13 protein-coding genes are annotated in these 21,324 nt (G+C 35.4%); 9 read left to right on the top strand and 4 right to left on the bottom strand.

The window, feature by feature from the left end:
• Positions 1–137 precede the first annotated feature (137 nt).
• The 5 genes from M1D66_RS00635 (at position 138) to M1D66_RS00655 (ending at position 4,132) form a co-directional block, all read left to right on the top strand.
• On the top strand, positions 138–575 hold the full coding sequence (locus M1D66_RS00635) for a YwiB family protein (RefSeq protein ID WP_000414867.1): 438 nt from the start codon (positions 138–140) through the stop codon (positions 573–575).
• Positions 575–2,245: an arginine--tRNA ligase gene (gene argS / locus M1D66_RS00640; RefSeq protein ID WP_001086454.1), complete on the top strand. Its 1,671-nt coding sequence runs from the start codon at positions 575–577 to the stop codon at positions 2,243–2,245. The genes M1D66_RS00635 and argS overlap by 1 nt, the downstream gene beginning before the upstream one ends.
• Positions 2,246–2,648: 403 nt before the next feature.
• On the top strand, positions 2,649–3,176 hold the full coding sequence (locus M1D66_RS00645) for an RNA polymerase sigma factor (RefSeq protein WP_113303493.1): 528 nt from the start codon (positions 2,649–2,651) through the stop codon (positions 3,174–3,176).
• Complete coding sequence (locus M1D66_RS00650) at positions 3,163–3,477, top strand: anti-sigma factor (RefSeq protein WP_212125949.1); 315 nt, start codon at positions 3,163–3,165, stop codon at positions 3,475–3,477. The genes M1D66_RS00645 and M1D66_RS00650 overlap by 14 nt, the downstream gene beginning before the upstream one ends.
• A complete protein-coding gene (locus M1D66_RS00655) occupies positions 3,461–4,132 on the top strand; it encodes an anti-sigma factor (protein WP_086385611.1) in 672 nt (223 codons plus the stop codon). The genes M1D66_RS00650 and M1D66_RS00655 overlap by 17 nt, the downstream gene beginning before the upstream one ends.
• Positions 4,133–4,158: 26 nt before the next feature.
• On the opposite strand, the gene M1D66_RS00660 is transcribed toward M1D66_RS00655, so the two are convergent.
• From M1D66_RS00660 to map, 4 genes are all read right to left on the bottom strand, one after another.
• Entirely contained in the window at positions 4,159–4,533 is a 375-nt protein-coding gene (locus tag M1D66_RS00660) for a hypothetical protein (RefSeq protein ID WP_000738221.1), read from the bottom strand.
• A 146-nt stretch (positions 4,534–4,679) separates the two neighbouring features.
• Positions 4,680–6,080: a M28 family metallopeptidase gene (locus M1D66_RS00665; protein ID WP_001232218.1), complete on the bottom strand. Its 1,401-nt coding sequence runs from the start codon at positions 6,078–6,080 to the stop codon at positions 4,680–4,682.
• Between the two features lie 489 nt (positions 6,081–6,569).
• Positions 6,570–16,202: a SpaA isopeptide-forming pilin-related protein gene (locus tag M1D66_RS00670; protein WP_242554916.1), complete on the bottom strand. Its 9,633-nt coding sequence runs from the start codon at positions 16,200–16,202 to the stop codon at positions 6,570–6,572.
• Between the two features lie 777 nt (positions 16,203–16,979).
• Complete coding sequence (gene map, locus M1D66_RS00675) at positions 16,980–17,774, bottom strand: type I methionyl aminopeptidase (protein WP_003313889.1); 795 nt, start codon at positions 17,772–17,774, stop codon at positions 16,980–16,982.
• Positions 17,775–17,931: 157 nt separating this feature from the next.
• Between map and M1D66_RS00680 the strand changes: the two genes are divergently transcribed.
• From M1D66_RS00680 to M1D66_RS00695, 4 genes are read left to right on the top strand one after another with little or no spacing between them, the layout of a single operon-like run.
• Positions 17,932–18,834, top strand: coding sequence for an ABC transporter ATP-binding protein (locus M1D66_RS00680; RefSeq protein WP_000411129.1), 903 nt, complete (start codon positions 17,932–17,934; stop codon positions 18,832–18,834).
• A complete protein-coding gene (locus tag M1D66_RS00685) occupies positions 18,831–19,565 on the top strand; it encodes an ABC transporter permease (RefSeq protein ID WP_144596774.1) in 735 nt (244 codons plus the stop codon). Before M1D66_RS00680 ends, M1D66_RS00685 begins: the two co-directional genes overlap by 4 nt.
• The gene (locus M1D66_RS00690; protein ID WP_242554917.1) at positions 19,566–20,696 is read left to right on the top strand and encodes a sensor histidine kinase; all 1,131 of its coding nucleotides are present in this window, start codon (positions 19,566–19,568) and stop codon (positions 20,694–20,696) included.
• Positions 20,693–21,295 (top strand): response regulator transcription factor, encoded by a 603-nt coding sequence (locus tag M1D66_RS00695; RefSeq protein ID WP_000619259.1) that lies wholly within the window; start codon positions 20,693–20,695, stop codon positions 21,293–21,295. The genes M1D66_RS00690 and M1D66_RS00695 overlap by 4 nt, the downstream gene beginning before the upstream one ends.
• Positions 21,296–21,324: the final 29 nt, after the last annotated feature.

Below are 21,324 nucleotides of genomic sequence, written 5' to 3' on the forward strand. Positions count from 1 at the left end.
TAGAAGTGAATTATTTTTTGAAATGGAGTTTTCCTGATTTTTCAGCAGACAGACAGAGTCTTTTTTTGATATGATAGGAAAAGTGATTTATTATAAGTAGTATTTAATATCTATAACATTTGAAAGGTGTGCAAGACGTGGAGAAACAACTTGCAGGCTTGCCGGTACACGTTCATTTCGTAACAGAAATCCGTGAAGGGGCGAGGAAGGAAACCGTTGCTTTTGAAGCAAATGGTCAATACTATGTAAAAGGTCAAGGTACATATGTAACATTCCAGGAGCCGAACGAACAAGGCGAAGTGAAAACAATTATTAAAATTCAAGATGAACAAGTTCTCATTATGCGTTCAGGTGCTGTTTCTATGCGTCAGACGCATGTGAAAGGTGAATGGACAACTGGTACGTATACGAGTGAACTTGGTACGTTTGCATTGCAAACAAAGACTGATAACGTTCTTTTTAAATGGTCGGATGAAAAGAAAAAAGGACAACTCTTCTTAACGTACGCATTGCTTCTAAGTGAACAAGAAGCTGGCAGATATACTATTACAATTAATTTGAAGGAGGCAAAATAATGAATTCCTTAGAACAGGTAAAAGGATTGATTAAAGAAGAAATTCAGGCTGCTGTATTAAAGGCAGAATTAGCGACAGAAGAACAAATTCCAAACGTTGTATTAGAATCTCCAAAAGATAAAACAAATGGTGACTTCTCTACAAATATGGCAATGCAACTTGCACGCGTTGCGAAAAAAGCACCTCGTATGATTGCAGAAGAACTAGTTGCAAACTTCGATAAAGCAAAAGCTTCTATTGAAAAAATCGAAATCGCTGGTCCTGGTTTTATTAACTTCTATATGGATAATAGCTACTTAACAGATTTAATTCCAACAATCGTAAACGCTGGTGAAGCTTACGGTGAAACGAATACTGGTAAAGGTGAAAAAGTACAAGTTGAGTTCGTATCTGCGAATCCAACAGGTGACCTTCACTTAGGACATGCACGCGGTGCGGCAGTAGGTGACACTTTATGTAACCTATTAGCAAAAGCAGGATACGATGTATCTCGTGAGTACTACATTAATGACGCTGGTAACCAAATTCATAACTTAGCTCTTTCTGTTGAAGCTCGTTACATGCAAGCTTTAGGCTTAGAAAAAGAAATGCCAGAAGACGGATACCATGGTGCGGATATCATTGGAATTGGTAAACGTTTAGCAGAAGAATTCGGTGATCGTTATGCGAAAGCTGATGAAAAAGAAAGCTATGAATTCTACCGTGAGTACGGTTTAAAATATGAATTAGCAAAACTTCAAAAAGACTTAGAAAGCTTCCGCGTTAAATTTGATGTATGGTTCTCAGAAACATCATTATACAAAAACGGGAAAATTGATCAAGCACTTGCTGTATTAAAAGAGCGCGATGAGATCTTTGAAGAAGACGGTGCAACTTGGTTCCGTTCAATGACTTACGGTGACGATAAAAACCGTGTATTAATTAAAAATGACGGTTCTTACACATACTTAACGCCAGATATCGCGTATCATCGTGATAAATTAGAGCGTGGTTTCGATAAGTTAATTAACATTTGGGGTGCTGACCATCACGGTTATATTCCACGTATGAAAGCTGCTATTCAAGCACTTGGTTACGATAAAGACACGCTTGAAGTAGAAATCATCCAAATGGTACAACTATACCAAAATGGTGAAAAAATGAAGATGAGTAAGCGTACGGGTAAAGCAGTTACACTTCGTGAGCTTATGGAAGAAGTAGGCGTGGACGCAATGCGTTACTTCTTCGCAATGCGTAGCGGTGACTCTCATTTAGACTTCGATATGGACTTAGCTGTATCAAAATCTAATGAAAACCCAGTATACTATGCACAATACGCTCACGCTCGCGTATGCAGCATCCTTCGCCAAGGTGAAGAATTAGGATTAGCTACAGGCGGAGATGTGAACTACAAACTTGTTACTTCTGAAAAAGAAGTAGAGTTACTGAAAAAACTTGGTGAATTCCCAGCGGTAGTTGCGGATGCAGCACAAAAACGTCTACCACACCGTATTACAAACTATGCATTTGAATTAGCAGCAACATTACACAGCTTCTACAATGCAGAAAAAGTATTAAACCAAGATAATTTAGAATTAAGTAAAGCTCGTTACGAGTTAATGAAAGCAGTACGCACTACACTTCAAAATGCATTAGCAATCGTAGGAGTATCTGCACCAGAAAAAATGTAATTAAGAAAAGCGGAAGCGGCTCGTTTAGAATAGGAGGGGGATGGAGCTCCTGAGAGAGAGGCGTACTTTGCCTCGGAGGAAGGCGCGAAGCCACCGAGTATTCTAGCCGCTGGAGCTGGAGCTAGACAATAAAGAAAAGCGGAGCCGACTGTTTAGTCCCGAAGGCTAAGGTTCTTTCCCACAGAAGATGCATTTTATCTTCTAGTGGGGAAGGTTCTTAGACAGAAGGGGCTAGGAGGCAGAGCTGGACATAAAGAAAAGCGGAAGCGGACTTTCGTTTTTAAATAAAAGGCAATCACACGATGTTGTGATTGCCTTTTTATGTGGAGATAATAAAAAAATAAAATTTTATCAAACAAAAAGGGAATTTGCGTCGTCTTATATAAATGACAGGAGGCTTATGATGGAAGAAAAGGTAGAAGAATTAATTGATATATATAAGAAGCAAATATATTCCTTATGCTATAAGTTAGCAAAGACGAAAGAAGACGCGGAAGATATTTTTCAAGAGACATGGATAAAAGTTTTTTCATCGCGGCACCAACTTTCTTACGTGGAGAATTATAAAAAATGGATTACTACAATTTGTGTTCATACGTTTTATGATTTTTATCGTAAGAAAAAAAGGTGGAAAGATCGAATATTGGATTTGTTTCATAAAGAGGATGGTGGAGAAATAGATTTCGCAGATGATGTGAATATATCAGAAGAATTTATTCAAAAAGTGGAAGCGGAAATGATACGGGAAGTTATACAGCTATTGAATGAAAAATATAAAACCGTGCTCGTACTCTACTATTATGAACAATACTCTTATAAAGAAATGAGCGAAATATTAAATATACCGATTGGTACGGTAAAGTATCGGCTTAATTATGGGAAAAAGAAAATGCGAGAACATTTGGAGGGGTTCGTTCATGAAGGAAGATAAATTTGAACAGAAAATAAAGAGCAGTTTAGCAGAAGAGATAGCTCCAAGCGAAGAGCTAATAAATAACACGAAGCAGGGCGTGCGAAAGGCTCAGAGGTTAGAGAGGAAATGGATGATTTGTATTCACACCATTTGGATTGTTTTGTTAACAATTGTTATAGAACAATTTGTCACTCATTTGGATTATAAAATTCCTATGTTGATAGCCATTGTGATTATGATGCATGTATACATTCCGATATATGTTGTAATACAGTCATTTTTAAAGAAGGAGTATAAATTACATGAAAGAGTTCGCTAATCCGTTTGTACTATTTGAAGTAGCTGGAGTGACGATGTTTTTAGCTTTTATAGCACTTTTAATATGTGTTGCATCATGGGTATATACAGATGCTAAAGCACATCAAATGAGCAAAGGATGGAGTATTTTAGCAGTTATATTGCCATTCTTTATTGGGTTTTTATTATATATGGTAAGAAGAAGTAAAAAGAAAGTTGAAGGAGAATATAAGATGAACTTTGTTAAAAAACAGAAAGTAACATTAGTTGCGATATTGGCAAGTACAATCTTTGTATTACTTAGTGGTTTTGCTTTTGCACAAACGTTAGATGACGCGTGGAAAGCAGGAGATATATATTTAGAAAATGAGAAGCAAGGGGAGACAAGTTACGAGGCGAAATTCTCATCATGGGATATTGCCGGTAAAGATATTGAACTTCAGTATGAGAAGGACACAGAAGTGACATTTTCTTATGAGACAGATGCAAAACGAGGGAACTTATGCTTTAGCGTGTATGAAAGACGAGGAGAAGGTATAAAAGAGTTAAAGGAAATCTGTGAATCGAAAAAAGGTAGTTTTACAGTTACTTTAAAAGCAAATGAAGAGTATGTATTGAATATAAGCGGATTAAAAGTGAAAGATGGATTCGTAAAAGTGAATTGGCAAGAGAAATAAAAGGGGCCCTATAAAGGACCTCTTTTTTATTGAATAGTATAAGTAACAGAAAAACTAACAGGACTATAGTAAACGTAAGGTGCATGAAATTGAACATACATATTTCCATCTGTTTTTGCAGTGAAAATTCGGCCGTAACCATCAGAATAACGTCCAATTAGGTTATGATTTGAGTCATAAACACTGTAACTAGGAGTTTTGCTGTTAGGATGAATTGTTAGTTCTTGTCCTTTTTGAAGGAAAATAGGTTCTTGTTCAGAACTACCTCCAGTTTGCAAAGAATAAAATTTTGTAAAGCTTTGTTCTTGAGCGGCAGCAGCGACTTTTGTTTCAGGAATAAACGCAGTAGCTCCAGTAATTCCTGCTAAAGTTAATGCACCTGCTAAAATCATTTTTTTCATAATAGAAAAAGCCTCCTTATTAGTTGTAATCGGTGTTGTTACAGTTAATATTGTATACGATAATGGGTAGGATAAAATATGCTTTTATGCATATATATTTTTTCTCAATAAAAGACCACTGATAAAATCAGTGGTCTTTTAAATGATTAAGCAGCTTTCTGTTCAGTTTGAGGAACAGGTTTTTGAAGCGAGTTATAAACTCCTGTTCCGATAACGTCTAATGCCATTCTCATTCGTTCAGGTGAAATGTTTTCTAATACGTTATCTTGAGGTGTATGGTATACCTTCTCAATATGATAGATTAATGGATTCCAACTATCGACACCCATCCAAATGAATAGAGCAGCAGGAATACCAGCTTCAGCAAATGGAACATGATCACTAGAACCGAATTTACCTTGTAGGACGAGGTCATTATTTAGTTGTTTACCTGCTTGCAAGGCAGCGTCTGTTACAAAGTTTGTAGAGCCATCAGGTGTCATAGCGTATAAATTCTTTGCTTTATCATAATTTGTTGCAACCATGTCGGCGTTAAAGACACCTAAAATACGGTCGCGTTCTTTTTGGGATAGACTATTCACGTAATAATCCGAACCAAGTAATCCAGTCTCTTCAGAACCAAAGGTAATAAAGCGAATTTCTTTATCAGTTTCTACATTTTGAAAAGCACGAGCTAGTTCTAATACTAATCCAGTTCCAGAAGCATTATCATTTGCGCCAGGTGCTCCGACAACACTATCATAGTGCGAGCTTACAACGACTGCTTTTTCATTACCTGTACTCTTTTTTGGTTTCTTTTTGGCGATAACATTTAGAGATGTTAATTTAGATTCATGTCTCGCTTTTAGGGAAAGAATTGTTGTCCCTTTTTTAGCGATTTCTTCTTTAAATGCATTTCCTTGCGCATAAGCAAGACCAAAGACAGGGATAGATTGCTTTTTCGTTAGGCGGGGATTGAAGGTTTGTCCATAATTTCCGCGTCCGCCAATTAAACTGTATAAAAGAACACCTTTTGCACCTTTGCTAACAGCATTTTCAACTTGTTTATTATAGTCTGTAACTGTCGTTCCTCTTTCAAATAAAACAATTTTACCGTTTACTTCATTTGGAATATCTTCTAATTTTGTCCCACCTTGAACAAAGATAAGGGGAGCTGTAACAGCTTCTGTAGAAATGAGTGCATTAGGAGCAGCACCAGCTTGCCAATTACGTTTTGTTGATAGTGGTGATTCAATGAATCCAACGTATTGATCGGGCACCTGAAATGGTTGATATTCTACGTCATAGCCCATTGATTTAAGCTGCATACCAATGTAACGAGAAGCCCATTCTTCGGATTTTGTTCCACCGGGGCGAGGACCAATTGTTTCAGATAAGAAACGAACATGTTCAATTGCGCGGTTTGGATCAATCTGTTTTGTAATAGATGGAGTTTGTGTAACCTCTGACGTGGAATCCGCTTTTGCTTGCCCAATTGGAGCTAAGCTAACAGCGAGTGATACAGCAAGCAAAGAGCTTACTATTTTTTGTTTCAATGATTTTCTCATTTTTTCCTCTCCTATTCTTCTATTCTCTCTGACTGACAAAAGAAGACGGATAATGACTTTATTTTACCTTTGCACCTTTTATTTTTCAATATTCCGACATTGAGAAATAAAAACGATATATGCATATTTGCATATTTTTGAGGGAGATATGTATGCTATCATTTTAAACGAAGGTTCGCTTTCTACTCTGAAAGCTCCTACATTGCATGAATCTAGTGTACCCAAACTTTAGATTATGTAGAGGAATGGAATCACTGTAGGGTTTCATTTCTCATGTTTGAATCAGTTGATGGTAATTATGTTTCCGCATTTCATAATTATTATCAGTGATATATGTAAGGCATCCATATGAAAATAAGAGGCTGTTCAAAGGTTTTCCGTACTTTTGGGCAGCCTCACCCCGTTAAAAGGACGATACTTTATGTATCGTCCTTTTTGTATAAAAAAACATCCAATCAATTGAGAGATTGATTGGATGTGAAAAAATTATTAATAATTTTTTTTGCGTTTTGTAGCCAAAATACTTAATAATCCAGCTAGTAGAAGAAGGATACCTACTGTTTGTGTAGGGTCTTCTTTATGACCTGTATTTGGAAGGTGTTTATCCGTATTTCGATCATCTTGCTGTTTGTTATCTGTTTTATTCGATGTTTCTTCGGAAGTTCCGTTTTCGTGTTTCTCAGATATTTCATTGCCTTTGTTTTCTTCTTTATTTGGAGGAGTAACTGGCTTGTCATCTCCACCTGAAGAAGATTCAATTTTTTTATTTGTAACTGTAATTTGTAGTGGCGTAGCTTGGGCTTTATCAATTGTAAAGTTTATTGGTGATGCATCTAATTGATAGCCTTTAGGAGCCTTTGTTTCTACTAATTGATAAGTACCAGGTTTCAAATCATTTACGATTACTTTTCCGTGTTGATCTGTTTTTAAACCTTCTCGGATAACTTTTCCATCTTGGTCTAAAATATTGAAAATGGCACCTTCAAGTGTTCCATGGTGATCAATATCAACTTTAGTTAACTCAATTGAACCTGCTGTTAAACTATTTAAGGCTGTAACAGAGGTAACCTGAGATTGTCCTTTCGTAATTGTGAAAGGAATTGGTTTAGCGTTTAAATCATAGCCAGTTGGAGCTTTCGTTTCAATGAACTGATAGTCACCTGGACGTAAATTAGAAACAGAAATCTTACCATCTTTATCAGTAGTTAAGTCGGTGCGAACGTCTTTGCCGTTCATATCCACAATTTTAAAGATAGCCCCTTTAAGAGTAGTGCCATCGATGTCATCAACTTTAATTAATTCAACTGCACCTTTCGTTAAGCTATTCGTAGCAGTAACAGAAGCTTTAGCAGTTTGACTCTTTTCAATAGTAAACTTGATAGGATTTTGATTTAAGTCATAATGCTTAGGAGCTTTCGTTTCAATGAACTGATAATCTCCCGGACGTAAATCAGAAACAGAAATCTTACCATCTTTATCAGTAGTTAGATCAGAACGAACATCCTTGCCGTCCATATCTACAATTTTAAAGATAGCCCCTTCAAGAGTAGTACCATCGATGTCATCAACTTTAGTTAATTCAACTGCGCCTTTAGTTAAGCTGTTAGTAGCAGTAACAGAGGCGATTTTTTCTTGGCCTTTTTTAACTGTGAACTTAATAGGTGTGTCGTTTAAGTCATAGTGTTCAGGAGCTTTTGTTTCAATAAACTCATAGTCTCCTGGTGGTAATTCATCCACAACTAAACGGCCGTTTTTATCAGTAGTTAAATCGGTACGAACATCGTGTCCATCCTTATTAACAATTTTAAATACTGCACCTTCAAGTGTTGTGTTTTGCTTGGCATCATCAACTTTAATTAACTCCACACTACCTTTCGTTAAGCTATTAATAGCTGTAACGAAGACATGCTTTGTTTGACTTCTTTCGATTGTGAACTTAATTGGTTCTTCATTTAAGTCGTAATGTTTAGGAGCTTTCGTTTCAATAAATTGATAGTCTCCTGGTTGTAGGTCTTTAGCGATGATTTTACCATCTTTATTTGTAACTAAATTCGTACGAATGTCGTTACCATTCATATCAGTAATTTTAAATACCGCACCTTCTAGCATTTCTTTTTTATCTACAGAGTCAATTTTCGTTAACTCCACGCCACCTTTTGTTAGGCCGTTCTTAGCAGTAACAGAAACGTGAGTTAGTTGACTTCTCTCGATAGTGAAATCGATAGGTGTTTTATTTAAATCGTAATCTTTCGGAGCTTTCGTTTCAATGAACTGATAATCTCCCGGACGTAAATCAGAAACAGAAATCTTTCCATCTTTATCAGTAGTTAAATCAGAACGAACAATTTTACCCTTCGCATCGACGATGTTAAACACTGCATCAGAAAGTTTTGTATCTGGATTTATATCATCTACTTTTATTAATTCTACAGAACCCTCAGTTAAGCTATTTGTAGCAGTAACTTGGAACTTTTCTTTTTGGCTTTTCTTAATTGTAAACTTAATAGGTGTACTATCTAATTTATAGTGTTCAGGAGCCTTCGTTTCAATAAACTGATAGTCCCCAGGACGTAAGTCAGAAACATAAATTTTTCCATGTACATTTGTTGTAAGCTCAGTGCGAATGTCGTTACCATTCATATCAGTAATTTTAAATATCGCATCTTTAAGAGCAGTACCCTCTACATCATCTACTTTAGAAAGTTCCACAGCGCCTTTCGTTAAGCTATTTGTAGCTGTAACGGAGATAGGATCAGCTTGGCTCTTTGTGATTGTGAATGGAATTGGCTCTTTGTTTAAATCATAGTGTTTCGGAGCCGTTGTCTCGATGAATTGATAATCACCAGGACGTAGGTCAGAAACGCTAATTTTACCTTGTTGATTCGTAATAAGATCTTTGCGAATTACAGTGCCATTCATATCCACAATTTTAAATACTGCGCCTTCAAGAGTAGTGCCATCGACGTCATCCACTTTAGAAAGTTCCACGCCGCCTTTTGTTAAACTATTTTTCATAGTAACGGTAGCAATATCTTTTTGGCTTTTTTCAATTGTAAATATAATTGGTTTTTGGTCTAAATCATAGTGTTCAGGAGCCGTTATTTCAACGAATTGATACGTACCAGGACGTAAGTTTTCGATAACGATTTTACCTTCACTGTTTGTTTTTAAATCTGTTTTAAGTACTTTGCCATCTTGATCTAATAAATTAAATACCGCATCGGCAAGTTTTGTTTGAGTGTTTAAATCATCAACTTTAAGTAATTCGATACTACCTTGTTTTAAGCTATTTTTAGCAGTTAAAGAAATAGCTTTCTTCTGTCCTTTTTCAATAGTGAATTTGATTGGTGTTTCATCTAAAACGTAATGCTTAGGAGCTTTGGTTTCAATAAATTGGTAATCACCAGGACGTAGGTCGTTAATTTCGATTATTCCTTGTTCATTTGTAACAAGGTCTTTATGAACTACATCACCGTTCATATTAACAATTTTAAATACTGCATCTTTAAGAACAGTGCCATCAACATCGTCTACTTTAGAAAGTTTAACTGCACCCTTTGTTAAAGCATTTGTAGCAGTGATATGAAGAGTTTCAGTTTGGCTCTTTTTAATTGTAAATACGATAGGTTTTTTATCTAAATCGTAATGTTCAGGAGCAATTGTTTCAACGAATTGATACGTACCAGGACGTAGATTTTCAACAACAATTTTACCTTCATCATTTGTTTTTAAGCCTTCTTCAACTAGCTCCCCGTCTGCATCTAATAAATTAAATACGGCGTTAGCAAGTTTTGTATTTATATCAATATCGTCAATCTTTGTTAGTTCAACACTACCTTTTTTCAAAGCATTTTTGCCTGTAACATTGATCTCTTTCGTTTGACTTCTTTCAATTGTAAATGGAATCGTTGTTTCATCTAATACATAGTGCTCAGGAGCTTTTGTTTCAATGAACTGATAGTCTCCAGGGCGTAAATCAGAAACAGAAATTTTACCGTTTTTATCTGTAACAAGATTCGTATGAACTTCCTTACCATTCATATCAACAATCTTAAAGATTGCACCTTCGAGCATCGTACGATCGATGTCATCAATTTTTGTTAATGTTACTGCACCTTTCTTTAAACTGTTAGTAGCAGTAACAGTAATATTCTCTTTTTGACTTTTTTCGATAGTAAACGGAATAGAGTCTTTGCTTAAGCTATAGTCTTTTGGAGCTTTTACTTCAACAAATTGATAGTCTCCAGGACGTAAATCAGAAGCAGTAATTTTACCGTTTTTATCAGTCGTTAAACCTTTGCGAATTACCTTTTTAGTATCATGAGCGTCAACGATTATAAATTCTGCACCTTCAAGAGTAGTGCCATCAACATCATCAACTTTTGTTAAAGTGACGCCACCTGTAAGTAAACTATTTTTTACAGTAACAGGGATAGGAAGATCTTCCTTACTACCTTTTTTAATTGTGAACTTAATAGGTGTTTTGTCTAATTTATAATGTTCAGGGGCTTTTGTTTCGATAAATTGATAATCCCCTGGTGCTAAATCAGGAATAACTAATACTCCGTGATCATCTGTTGTTAAATCTTTCATAATTTCTTTGCCAGTTGCGTCTTGCAATGTGAATACAGCGCCGGCAAGAGCTTTACTACTTTCCACATCATCTTCTTTAATAAGTTTAACTTTTCCTTTCGTTAAACTATTTTTAAATGTAAGTGGAAGGAGTTTTTGTTGTCCTTTTTCGATTGTAAATTCAATTGGTTCTACATTTACATCGTAATAAGTTGGAGCCTTTGTTTCGATAAGCTTATAGTTACCAGGACGTAAGTCATCTACAACTAGCATTCCTTTACTATTCGTAACAAGGTCCGTACGAACATCTTCATTAGTATCTCTATTAACGATTTTAAATACTGCACCTTCAAGTGTTTCCTTTTCATCTGCAGCATTCACTTTTGTTAACTCAATACCGCCTTTTGTTAAGCTGTTTTTAGCGGTAACAGTAGCCTGAGTTGTTTGACTTTCTGTAATCGTAAATTTAATTGGTTTTGTATTTTTGTCGTAATACTTCGGTGCTGTTACTTCGATAAATTTATAATCGCCAGGGCGTAAGCCAGTAGCGATAGCTTTACCATCCGCACCAGTTTTTACATTTTCGCGAATAACTTTCTTTTCATCATTTGCATCAACAATTTTAAATACAGCACCTTCAAGAGCTGTACCATCGATATCATCAACTTTTGTTAATTCAACATCTCCTGGTTTTAAAGCATTTTCAGCTTTCACAAGTAGAGTTTCTTTCTGACTTCTATCGATTGTAAATTCAATAGGTTCTGCTCGTAAAACGTAATGTTCAGGAGCAGCTATTTCAATAAATTTATACGTACCAGGACGTAGGTTACTAACTTTAACTTTACCGTGTTTATCAGTAGTTAAGTTAGTGTGAGGGGAAACGTCATTATTATTTGTATCGACAAGTTTGAATACAGCACCTTCTAGTGGTTTTTTCTCACCAAACTCATCAACTTTTAATAATTCAACCTCGCCCGTTTTTAAGCTGTTATTTGCCGTAACAGTAGCAAGAGCTTGTTGGCTTTTATCAATTGTAAACTCGATAGGGTTTGTACTTAACGTATAATCCTTAGGAGCTTCTGTTTCGATAAATTTATAAGCACCAGGCTCTAAATCTTTAACGGTAACTTTTCCATCTGAACCTGTTTTTATATTTTCACGAATTACTTGTTTCTCGTCATTCGCATCGACAATTTTAAATACAGCACCTTCAAGGGCAGTGCCATCGATATCATCAACTTTCGTTAAATTGACACCACCTTTAATGAGGTGATTTGTCGCTGTAACAGTAAGTGCTTTTTTTTGACTTTTTATAATTGTAAACTCAATTGGTTTTTTATCTATGTCGTAATCTTTAGGTGCTTTTTCTTCGACAAATTGATAGTCTCCAGGGCGTAAATCTTTTGCTTCGATTTGTCCTTGATCATTTGTCGTTAATTTTTCATATCCACGAATTACTTTGTTATATCGATCGCGTACACTGAACTCCGCACCTGCTAAAGTTTTTCCATCTTTATCGAATTTTGTTAAAATGGCCGATCCTGGAATCAAACTGTTTGTTGCAGTTCGGTTTATTACTGTTGTTTGATCTTCTTTGATTGTGAATTGTATAGGTGTACTGTCTAATTTATAATGCTCAGGAGCAGTTGTTTCTTGTAAGTAGTAAGTTCCTGGTTTTAAATTATCTACAGTAATTTGTCCTTGATTATTTGTTGTTAATTTTTCGTGTTCTGAAATTATTTTTTTGTCTTTATCAAGTAGTGTGAAAACGGCACCTTGCAGTGTGACGTTTTTATTCAGGTCATCAGACTTTGTTAAAACTACTTTACCGACAAACTTCTTATTTGCAAGTTTATATGTTGTAGTCTCTTGTGTACCAAGTTCAACAATTTTCCCTTGTTTTAAATCCCAGCTAATTACATAGCCTTCAGGAGCCTTTGTTTCTTTTAATAAATATTTATCGCGTTTTAAATTATTAAATTTAGCGATACCGTCTTTGTCTGTTGTAATTTTACGGATAACAGTTTTACCTGTACGATCGTATAAAGTAAATTCTGCCCCAGCTAATAGTGCGTTCTTATTGTCGTTATCTACCTTTATAATTTCAAGGTTTCCACGGCCTTTAGTAGCAGATCCTCCGCCTGAACCAGAAGACATTCTCACTTCAATCGTTTCAGTAGTTTCTGTGTTTTTAACTGTCAACTTATTGCCTGTGATTTTCGCTTTATTACTTACTTTTTCTTTATCGTCTGCATTAATAAGTGAGCGATATTCTAAAATATAAGCTCGATCAATTTTTTTCAAGAAGGCAATTTCGAAATGTTGCTTTCCGGTATTATTGTCTGTTGTTATTTTGAGTTTATAGTCTGTTCCTTCTTTTAATTCGTTTACTGTATCTTTTGTTAAATTTCCATATGGATCTACAGTTGTAGGATATAAGTGGAATGAATCTTCCACAATTACCTGATTTTCGGTTGGATCATCTGTTACAACGGCATCTGCAATGGTTGATTGGCTTTCGTTAATTGCGATACTCCAATTAATATAGTTGTCGTCTTGCACAGCTTTTTTAGTAACGAAGCTGCCACCTTTATTTACTTGAGTGTCACCTGTAAGGGTGTTTACGATTTTAGAGCCATCTTTTAAATCTGCCTCGTTTTTGTAGGTGCCTTGGATAAGTTCACCATCAAGGCTTGTTTTAAAGATAATATAGTAAGGTGAATTAATTGATTGTTTGAAATGAACCTTTAGGGTGTTTTTATTTTTCTCTGTAGGTTCTTCAAGTTCATATTTCTCAGTTGGTACAGCATTACCAGGTTGTGCATTATCAGGATTTCCATTTAGAATCATATCGCGCACTTCAATGGATCCAGGCACTAATTTTTGTTTATCTTGTATTACGTCTATAACATAAGGATCTTTAATCTCAACATTATTATAGTTAAAGCCTATTATCCAAGTAATTTCCTTCGTTTGGGCGTTATAAGAACCGTATTTATAACCATTTGCCTTTGTGAAAGTATCAGGATCGAAATTAGCTTCAACTTTATTTGATTGTGGATTAGAATCCGTATCTATCCAAGAAAGGTTACCTGTATTTTTAAATGAAGTTTTACCACTTTCTAGCTTTGTATAATCAAAGTCTGTCGTATATTTTACGACTAATGTCTTTGTCATATTAGACTGATACGTACCTATAAGAGTAATTTTGAAGCCTTTATCTGTTACATCTAAAATATAGTCAGTCCCAGCTTGAAGGGTATAATTTCCGTCTTTAATTTCTAGTTTCTTATCTTTTAATTGTAATCCACCATGATCAAAGGTGTCCGTAATAATCGCGTTGCTTAATGGATAGTTGTTATTATTTACTATAATTGTCCAAGTTGTTGTTTTGTCTTTATAATTTGTTTCAGCTTTATTATTAGATTTAATAATATTTTGCTGCTTGAAACTAGCTTCATTTTCTTTACTTGAATCATTATCAGCTGTAACTTTATTTTTTACTTTTCCATCTTCTATAACTTTATTAGTTGGCTTGGTTTTATAGGTAATCACATAAGCACTATTAATATCATCATTAAACTGTAAATCGAATCCATTCTTCTTGTTATTTACAGTGTAATTATTAACAGCGTCTCCTGTTACAAGCGTTCCTTTTTCATTATATGAAGCGTTTTTTACAACAATAGAATTTGCATCTAGTTCGTGTGTATCGTCAAAAATATCTTTTAAAATCGCATCAGCTTTTTTGATCTCTCTTTGATCACCATTGTAAGTAATTGTCCACTCAATTGTTTGCGTCTTTGGATCATATTTACTTGTTTTATTTAAGTGTGTACCACGAGAAACCGTTACAGTAGAACTTGCGTTTTGTTGCTTTTGATTATCACTCGTTATCGTAACGTTATTTCGGAAACTTTTAATATTTTCATCAGTAATTTTTGTGGCATATTCGATTTGATATGCTTTATTGATAGAATCTTTGAAAGCAATCTCCAATTTTGAGCCATCTGATGAAATAATATTGTAATCAGTTGGCTCAGCTTCTGCACCACGCATTACATTCCCATTAACATCAACTTCTAAATAATAAACTTTAATAGAATCTTTATTTAAGCTTGTACCTTGTGGAATGTTATCTTTAAAAACAGCGTTTTTAAGGGGGTCTTTCGTTTTGTTCATCTCTACTTTCCAATTAATTTCATTTGTATTAATTGGTCTATCAGGTAAACCCTTTTTATTCGTAGCTGTTTGTACATTAGGCTTAAAGTCAACTGTAATAGAAACATCCTTATCTTTAATCGGGAAAGGAATTTCTTGTGTTGTTGTACCTTTAATTTCAGCTTTATTAAATTCTGTCTTTAATTGTAGGTTACCAGCAACATCTGGATGCTCTTCAACATAATCGTTGAATGTCATCGTGACTTTTCCATCTTTTGTAACAGTAAAATTACCAATTTGATGGTTTTCACTATCATATAAAGGACTGTTAATTGTATTGTAAATCTTAAAATGTTTAGGAAGATCAAAAATATAGTAATCTCCATTTTTCACATTCATTGATTTTAAAAGTTCCCATGTAAACTCAATATTGGCAGGGGAATCTGTACTTGGACGGTTATCCTCTGTAAATGGTTTTCCGTCTTTATCCGTCAACTTTACACTGGTTAAAATGTTTGTTGTTATTTGCTTTGGACCTGAATTTGTATTCTCAGCAGGGTCGCTTGATAGCTTTTGTTCTGGATTGTCAGTAGCAATTTTAGCTGCTGGGTTTTGTTCCGGATTATCAGTGGCAGTTTTAGCTGCTGGGTTTTGTTCCGGATTATCGGTAACAGTTTTAGTTGCTGGGTTTTGTTCCGGATTATCAGTGGCAGTTTTAGCTGCTGGGTTTTGTTCCGGATTATCAGTAACAGTTTTAGTTGCTGGATCTTGCTCCGGATTGTCAGTAACAGGTTTAGCTACTGGATCTTGCGCTTGTTTATTAGTATCCTGTTTGGTGCCATCTTCTTTAGAGTTTTCTACTTGAACAGGAACTGATATAGGCTGAACCATTGTTCCTAAAGGAAAAGCGATTTGAACTGATTTTTCCCCAGGTTTTAAAGTTGAGTTAAACACGGTATCAACTTTAATTTTTCCTTTAGCGTCTTTCAAATTTTCTACTTGATCATTAAATATTAATTTTAATTTATTATCTTTAGCTGTTATAAAATATTGACCAATATTTTTTTGATCTGTTACTAAATCCCCTTGCAAATCTTTAGATACTTTTAATGCAAGTGGTATTTGAACTACTGCTGTATCATTTGCGTGTGCAACTTGTTGATCTTTTATTGACCAAGCGTATTCTACTTGAATGGTTGATCCTATCTTTATTAAATTGTTAGGATTTTTTGATTCGTCAATAATATGATTCGTTGCATCTTTCATTTCAACAGTGTCAAATAAGGAATCTCCTGTTAAGGTTTCCGCTCTTACTTGATTGTATGGAAAACTAGCAAGTTGCGAAAATAGTACGAATACAATTAAACATACATTAAAAAGTTTTTTCATTTTTCCTCCTCTGAACATTCATTTGTCCATTGGGGACTTATTCCACATGAACAAATGGAATATTAAAAGTATTTGTTATAAGCTATTTATTTTTGTTATCCCTCCGTTTCTATACGCGTTCTCAGACAAACAGAATTATGTTCAAAGCAATATTATTTAACGTAAAACAAAATGTATATTTACACAGTTCTATGGAAATATACACAATTCGACAAAAAATGTCGAAAAAAATACTGATATAAATAATGATATCAGACCTTTATATGTGAGATAGTTTTCATGTATATCTAGTAAAAAAGAATGGTTATAAAGGTAAGTTTTACGATACATACTAACCAAGGTAGTGTATCCCTTTGTGAAGGCTTATTTTTGCCTTAAAGTTATGTGGAAATAAAAATCTAGATAGGGTTGGTTTTGGTCAGAATGAAGACAATATGTACTTTGAAAATAGTCATTTATTTTGTCTAAAGAGAGTTGTGCGACTAGTGGACCGAAGTTGAAAGGTGATAGTTTCTTACATTGTTAGAGAAATATAAGGATTACAGAATATTCGACTAACACGTTACTACGGTCATTTTTGAGCCTGTTTAAACAATAAGAAAGAAGGTGTTTTACTCCTTAGTTACAATATCTTTTTAGTAAAGATAAGCTTAAGTAACCTCCGCTAAAGATTATATACTTAAATGATAAAGAGTTCAACAATGGTTCACATATTTTCCCAAAAATAAAAACGGCTGTTTTATGTGGAATAAATCTACAAAACAGCCGTTTTTGGTATTAGATTTCTGTTAAGATTATTGGCTCGCCGCGTGTTACGACAACAGTATGTTCACATTGTGCAACAAGACTTTTATCAGGTGTAACGAATGTCCAACCGTCGTCACCACGTTCAATAATATGATCAGCTTTCATAGAGATGAACGGTTCTACAGCGATAACAAGACCGTCTTTTAGAAGCGCATTATCCATTGGATCATAGTAACTTAAAATGTGATTTGGTGCTTCATGTAAGCTAAGACCAATGCCGTGACCAGTTAAGTTTTGAATAACATTGTATCCACTTTTATGTGCGAAGTTTGAAACAGCACGACCAATTTGATTTTGTTTTGAGCCAGCTCTAACCTTTTTCATTGCTGCCCAAAATGCATCAACTGCTGCTTGGCAAAGTTTTTCTTTTGCCTCGTCTTCTCCAAGAACAAATGAAATGCCTGTATCTGCATAATAGCCATCAAGTGCAGCAGATACATCGACGTTTACTAAGTCGCCTTCTTTTAATACACGATCTCCTGGAATACCATGAGCAACTTCCTCATTTACACTAATGCAAGTTACACCTGGGAAATCATATTCTTTTTCAGGTGCAGAAATAGCACCATGCTCATCTAATACTTTTTTACCGATCAAATCAAGCTCTTTCGTTGTCATACCTGGCTTCGCTTGTTTTTTCATTTCTTCACGTGCAAGCGCAACGATGCGGCCGATTTTTCGTAAGCCTTCTAAATCTTGTTCATTACGAATAATCATGAAAACCACTGTCCTTCCTCGAATATATATCTTATCCGATTGTATCATGTTTATTTTCGTCCTGCTACTCGCTTGCGGTATGCGGGTTGATTCCTCTCATAAAGAATACATGACAATTGTCATATCGATGTCATGACGCATCATACTGTTTCCTAAGTTTTCCAAGTAATACAATGTAAATATAAGAAACAGCGGGGGTGGAGAGATGGAAAAGATTATTGAAGTAAATGGTGTTTCTAAAACATTTAAACATAAAAACGCAGTAAATAATGTTTCATTTCATGTAAATAAAGGGGAAATAGTAGCGTTACTTGGTCCGAATGGTGCGGGGAAAACAACGACGATGTCGATGATGCTTGGATTAAAGGACCCAACAGAAGGTAAGGTCTTTATATTTGGAAAGAGTCCAAAGCATAGAGATGTTCGTAATAGCCTCGGTGCGATGCTGCAAGAAGTAAGTGTCATTGATAGTATTACGGTGGAAGAGGCAATTGAGTTATTCCGTAGTTATTATACGAATCCTATAGCGAAAGAAACGTTACTGCAGTTATCAAATTTAGAATCAGAGCGAAAGCAAAGATGTGAGAAGTTATCAGGTGGGCAAAAAAGAAGGTTAAACTTTGCGCTTGCACTTGCGGGAAATCCAGATTTGTTATTTTTAGATGAGCCGACAGTCGGAATGGATATTACGTCTCGAAGAACGTTTTGGGAAACGATTCGAAAGTTAGCAAGTGAAGGGAAAACGATTATTTTAACGACGCATTATTTAGAAGAAGCAGATGCTTTAGCAAATCGTATCTTATTATTTGCGAACGGAAAGATTATCGCAGATGGTACACCAGACGAAATGAAAGCAACAATTTCGAGAAAAACAATCACATTTTACTCAAAGGAAAGCATTCCTACAAAATTACTAAAGGAATTACCAAATGTAACAGAAGTAAAGTCAAACGAAGGACGCTTCATTTTAACAACGGAGGATACGGATGCAACTTTAAAAGCCATTTATCAAAGGAGTTTACCTGTAACAGATGTTTCAGTTGAACGTGGAAGTCTTGATGAGGCATTTGAACAATTCGTTGCAAATCAGAAGGAGGAAATCGCATGAGAGCGTTATGGATGCAATGCAAAATAGAAATTTTACGTACATTCCGCAATAAATTATTTATCTTTTTCTCATTATTAATGCCTGTTATGTTTTACTACATTTTCACAAATGTTGTTCAAGTACCACAAAACGGAGATGCGTGGAAAGCACAATATTTAATTTCGATGGCAACTTTCAGTATTGTAGGGACTGCACTCTTTAGTTTCGGTGTGAGACTTTCTCAGGAAAGAGGGCAAGGATGGACACATCTTCTAAAAATTACACCGCTTCCAGAGGGAGCATATTTAACAGCAAAAATTATCGCTCAAACAGTAGTAAATGCTTTTTCAATATTAGTTATCTTTATTGCAGGGATACTAATTAATCATGTTGAGTTAACGGTAGGGCAATGGATAGGTGCGGGGTTATGGTTATTGTTAGGGGTAACACCATTTTTAGCGTTAGGAACAGTAATAGGTTCCATTAAGAAGGCGGACGCAGCTGCTGGCTTAGCAAATATTTTAAATATGAGTTTAGCTATAGTTGGCGGGTTGTGGATGCCGATTGAAGTATTCCCAAAAATATTAAGAACGATTGGTGAATGGACACCGACATACCATTTCGGAAGTGGTGCGTGGGATATTGTAGCTGGAAAATCAATTGGATGGGAAAATATCGCGGTATTAGGAGGTTATTTCCTTATATTTGTTGTAGTATCAATATATATAAGAAAAAGACAGGAAGCGGTATAAATGATAGAGAAGAAGAGGATTGAGATTTTTCCGAAACATATGGGATTTTTTCCGTACATGTGGTTTGTTTATCTATTATTTCCAATTTATCACTTAGCACAAGCATCAGGATGGAAGCTTGTGCTAGGAAGCAGTATGTTGATACTTTTTATTATCACATACCGTCAGCTATATTTTGTTCAGAAGACGTTTATTTTATGGGCATGCATTCAAATGATACTCATCTTTTTATTTGCTTTATTTTATAATCCTTTTATGATATTTTTTGGCTTTTTCACAGTAAGTGCGATGGGATTTGCGCCAAATAAGAAAGTATTTCGAGTGCTGTTATGCTCGTTAGTTATAATGCTTGGAGCATTTTTATTTGTAAATATGAATCAACTAACAACTACAAGTTTAGTAAATATCGTTCCGATGTTTATCTTAATGCTTCTTACGCCATTTGGTATGCGTAATTTTAATCAGAAAAAGATGTTAAGAAATCAATTAGATGAGGCGAACGAGCAAATTAAAGATTTAGTAAAACGTGAAGAACGGCAGCGAATTGCAAGAGATCTTCATGACACATTAGGGCATACGTTATCTCTTATTACTTTAAAAAGCCAGCTCGTTGAGAAGTTAATTGTGAAAAATCCAGAGCGTGCAAGTGCGGAAGCGAAGGAAATTACACAAACTTCTCGTACCGCCTTAAAACAGCTTAGAGAATTAATTTCTGATATGCGTATGATTACGGTAGAAGAAGAGCTAGAGCAAATAAAAGCGATCTTACAAGCAGCTAATATTGAATTAGAAGTGAGGCAAGAAGCAAGATCGAGCTCGTTATCACCAATTGAACAAAATATTGTCGGGATGTGTTTACGTGAGGCCGTTACAAATGTTGTAAAACATAGTAAGGCAACGCGGTGCGCAGTTTCTGTATTAGAATCACAAGGTGAACTGATTTTGAAAGTAGAAGATAACGGAATCGGTTTAACAGATCAAAATCATGATGGAAATGGTATTCGCGGCATGAAAGAACGAATTGCTCTTATTGATGGATTTGTTGAACTAGGTACAATCAATCCAGGGACGTTATTAACGGTAAAAGTTCCAGTTGTTATTAGAACAGGAAAAGATGAGGTGAGGGCATGATTCGAATTATTATTGCAGAAGACCAGCGGATGCTTCGTGGTGCATTAGGGGCCCTGCTTGATCTAGAAGATGATATCGAAGTAATTGGGCAAGCTGCGAACGGGGAAGAGGCGTTAAAATTAATTGAATCGTTAAAGCCAGATGTAAGTATTATGGATATTGAAATGCCGATTCAAAGTGGATTGGATGTCGCTGAGACTTTAAAGAAAGAAAAATCATCATGCAAAGTAATGATTTTAACAACATTTGCACGGCCAGGATATTTTGAAAGAGCAATGAAAGCTGGTGTGCACGGCTATTTATTAAAGGATAGCCCAAGTGAAGATTTAGCGGCAGCAATTCGTAATGTAATGAAGGGGAAACGAGAGGTCTCCCAAGATTTAATGTTTGGCTTATGGCAGGAGCAAAATCCGTTGTCAGATCGCGAAAAGGAAGTACTGTTGCTTGCGAAAGAAGGAAAGACGGCAAACGAAATTGCGAAGGCACTTTATCTTTCGCCGGGTACAGTACGTAATTATATTTCTGAAGTATTAGCGAAGCTTGATGCGAAAAATAGAATTGAGGCAATTACAATTGCGGAAGAAAAGGGTTGGATATAAAAAGAAGGTTACCTATGAGAGGTAACCTT

It is taken from the genome of Bacillus sp. PK6-16 (genome assembly GCF_056530295.1).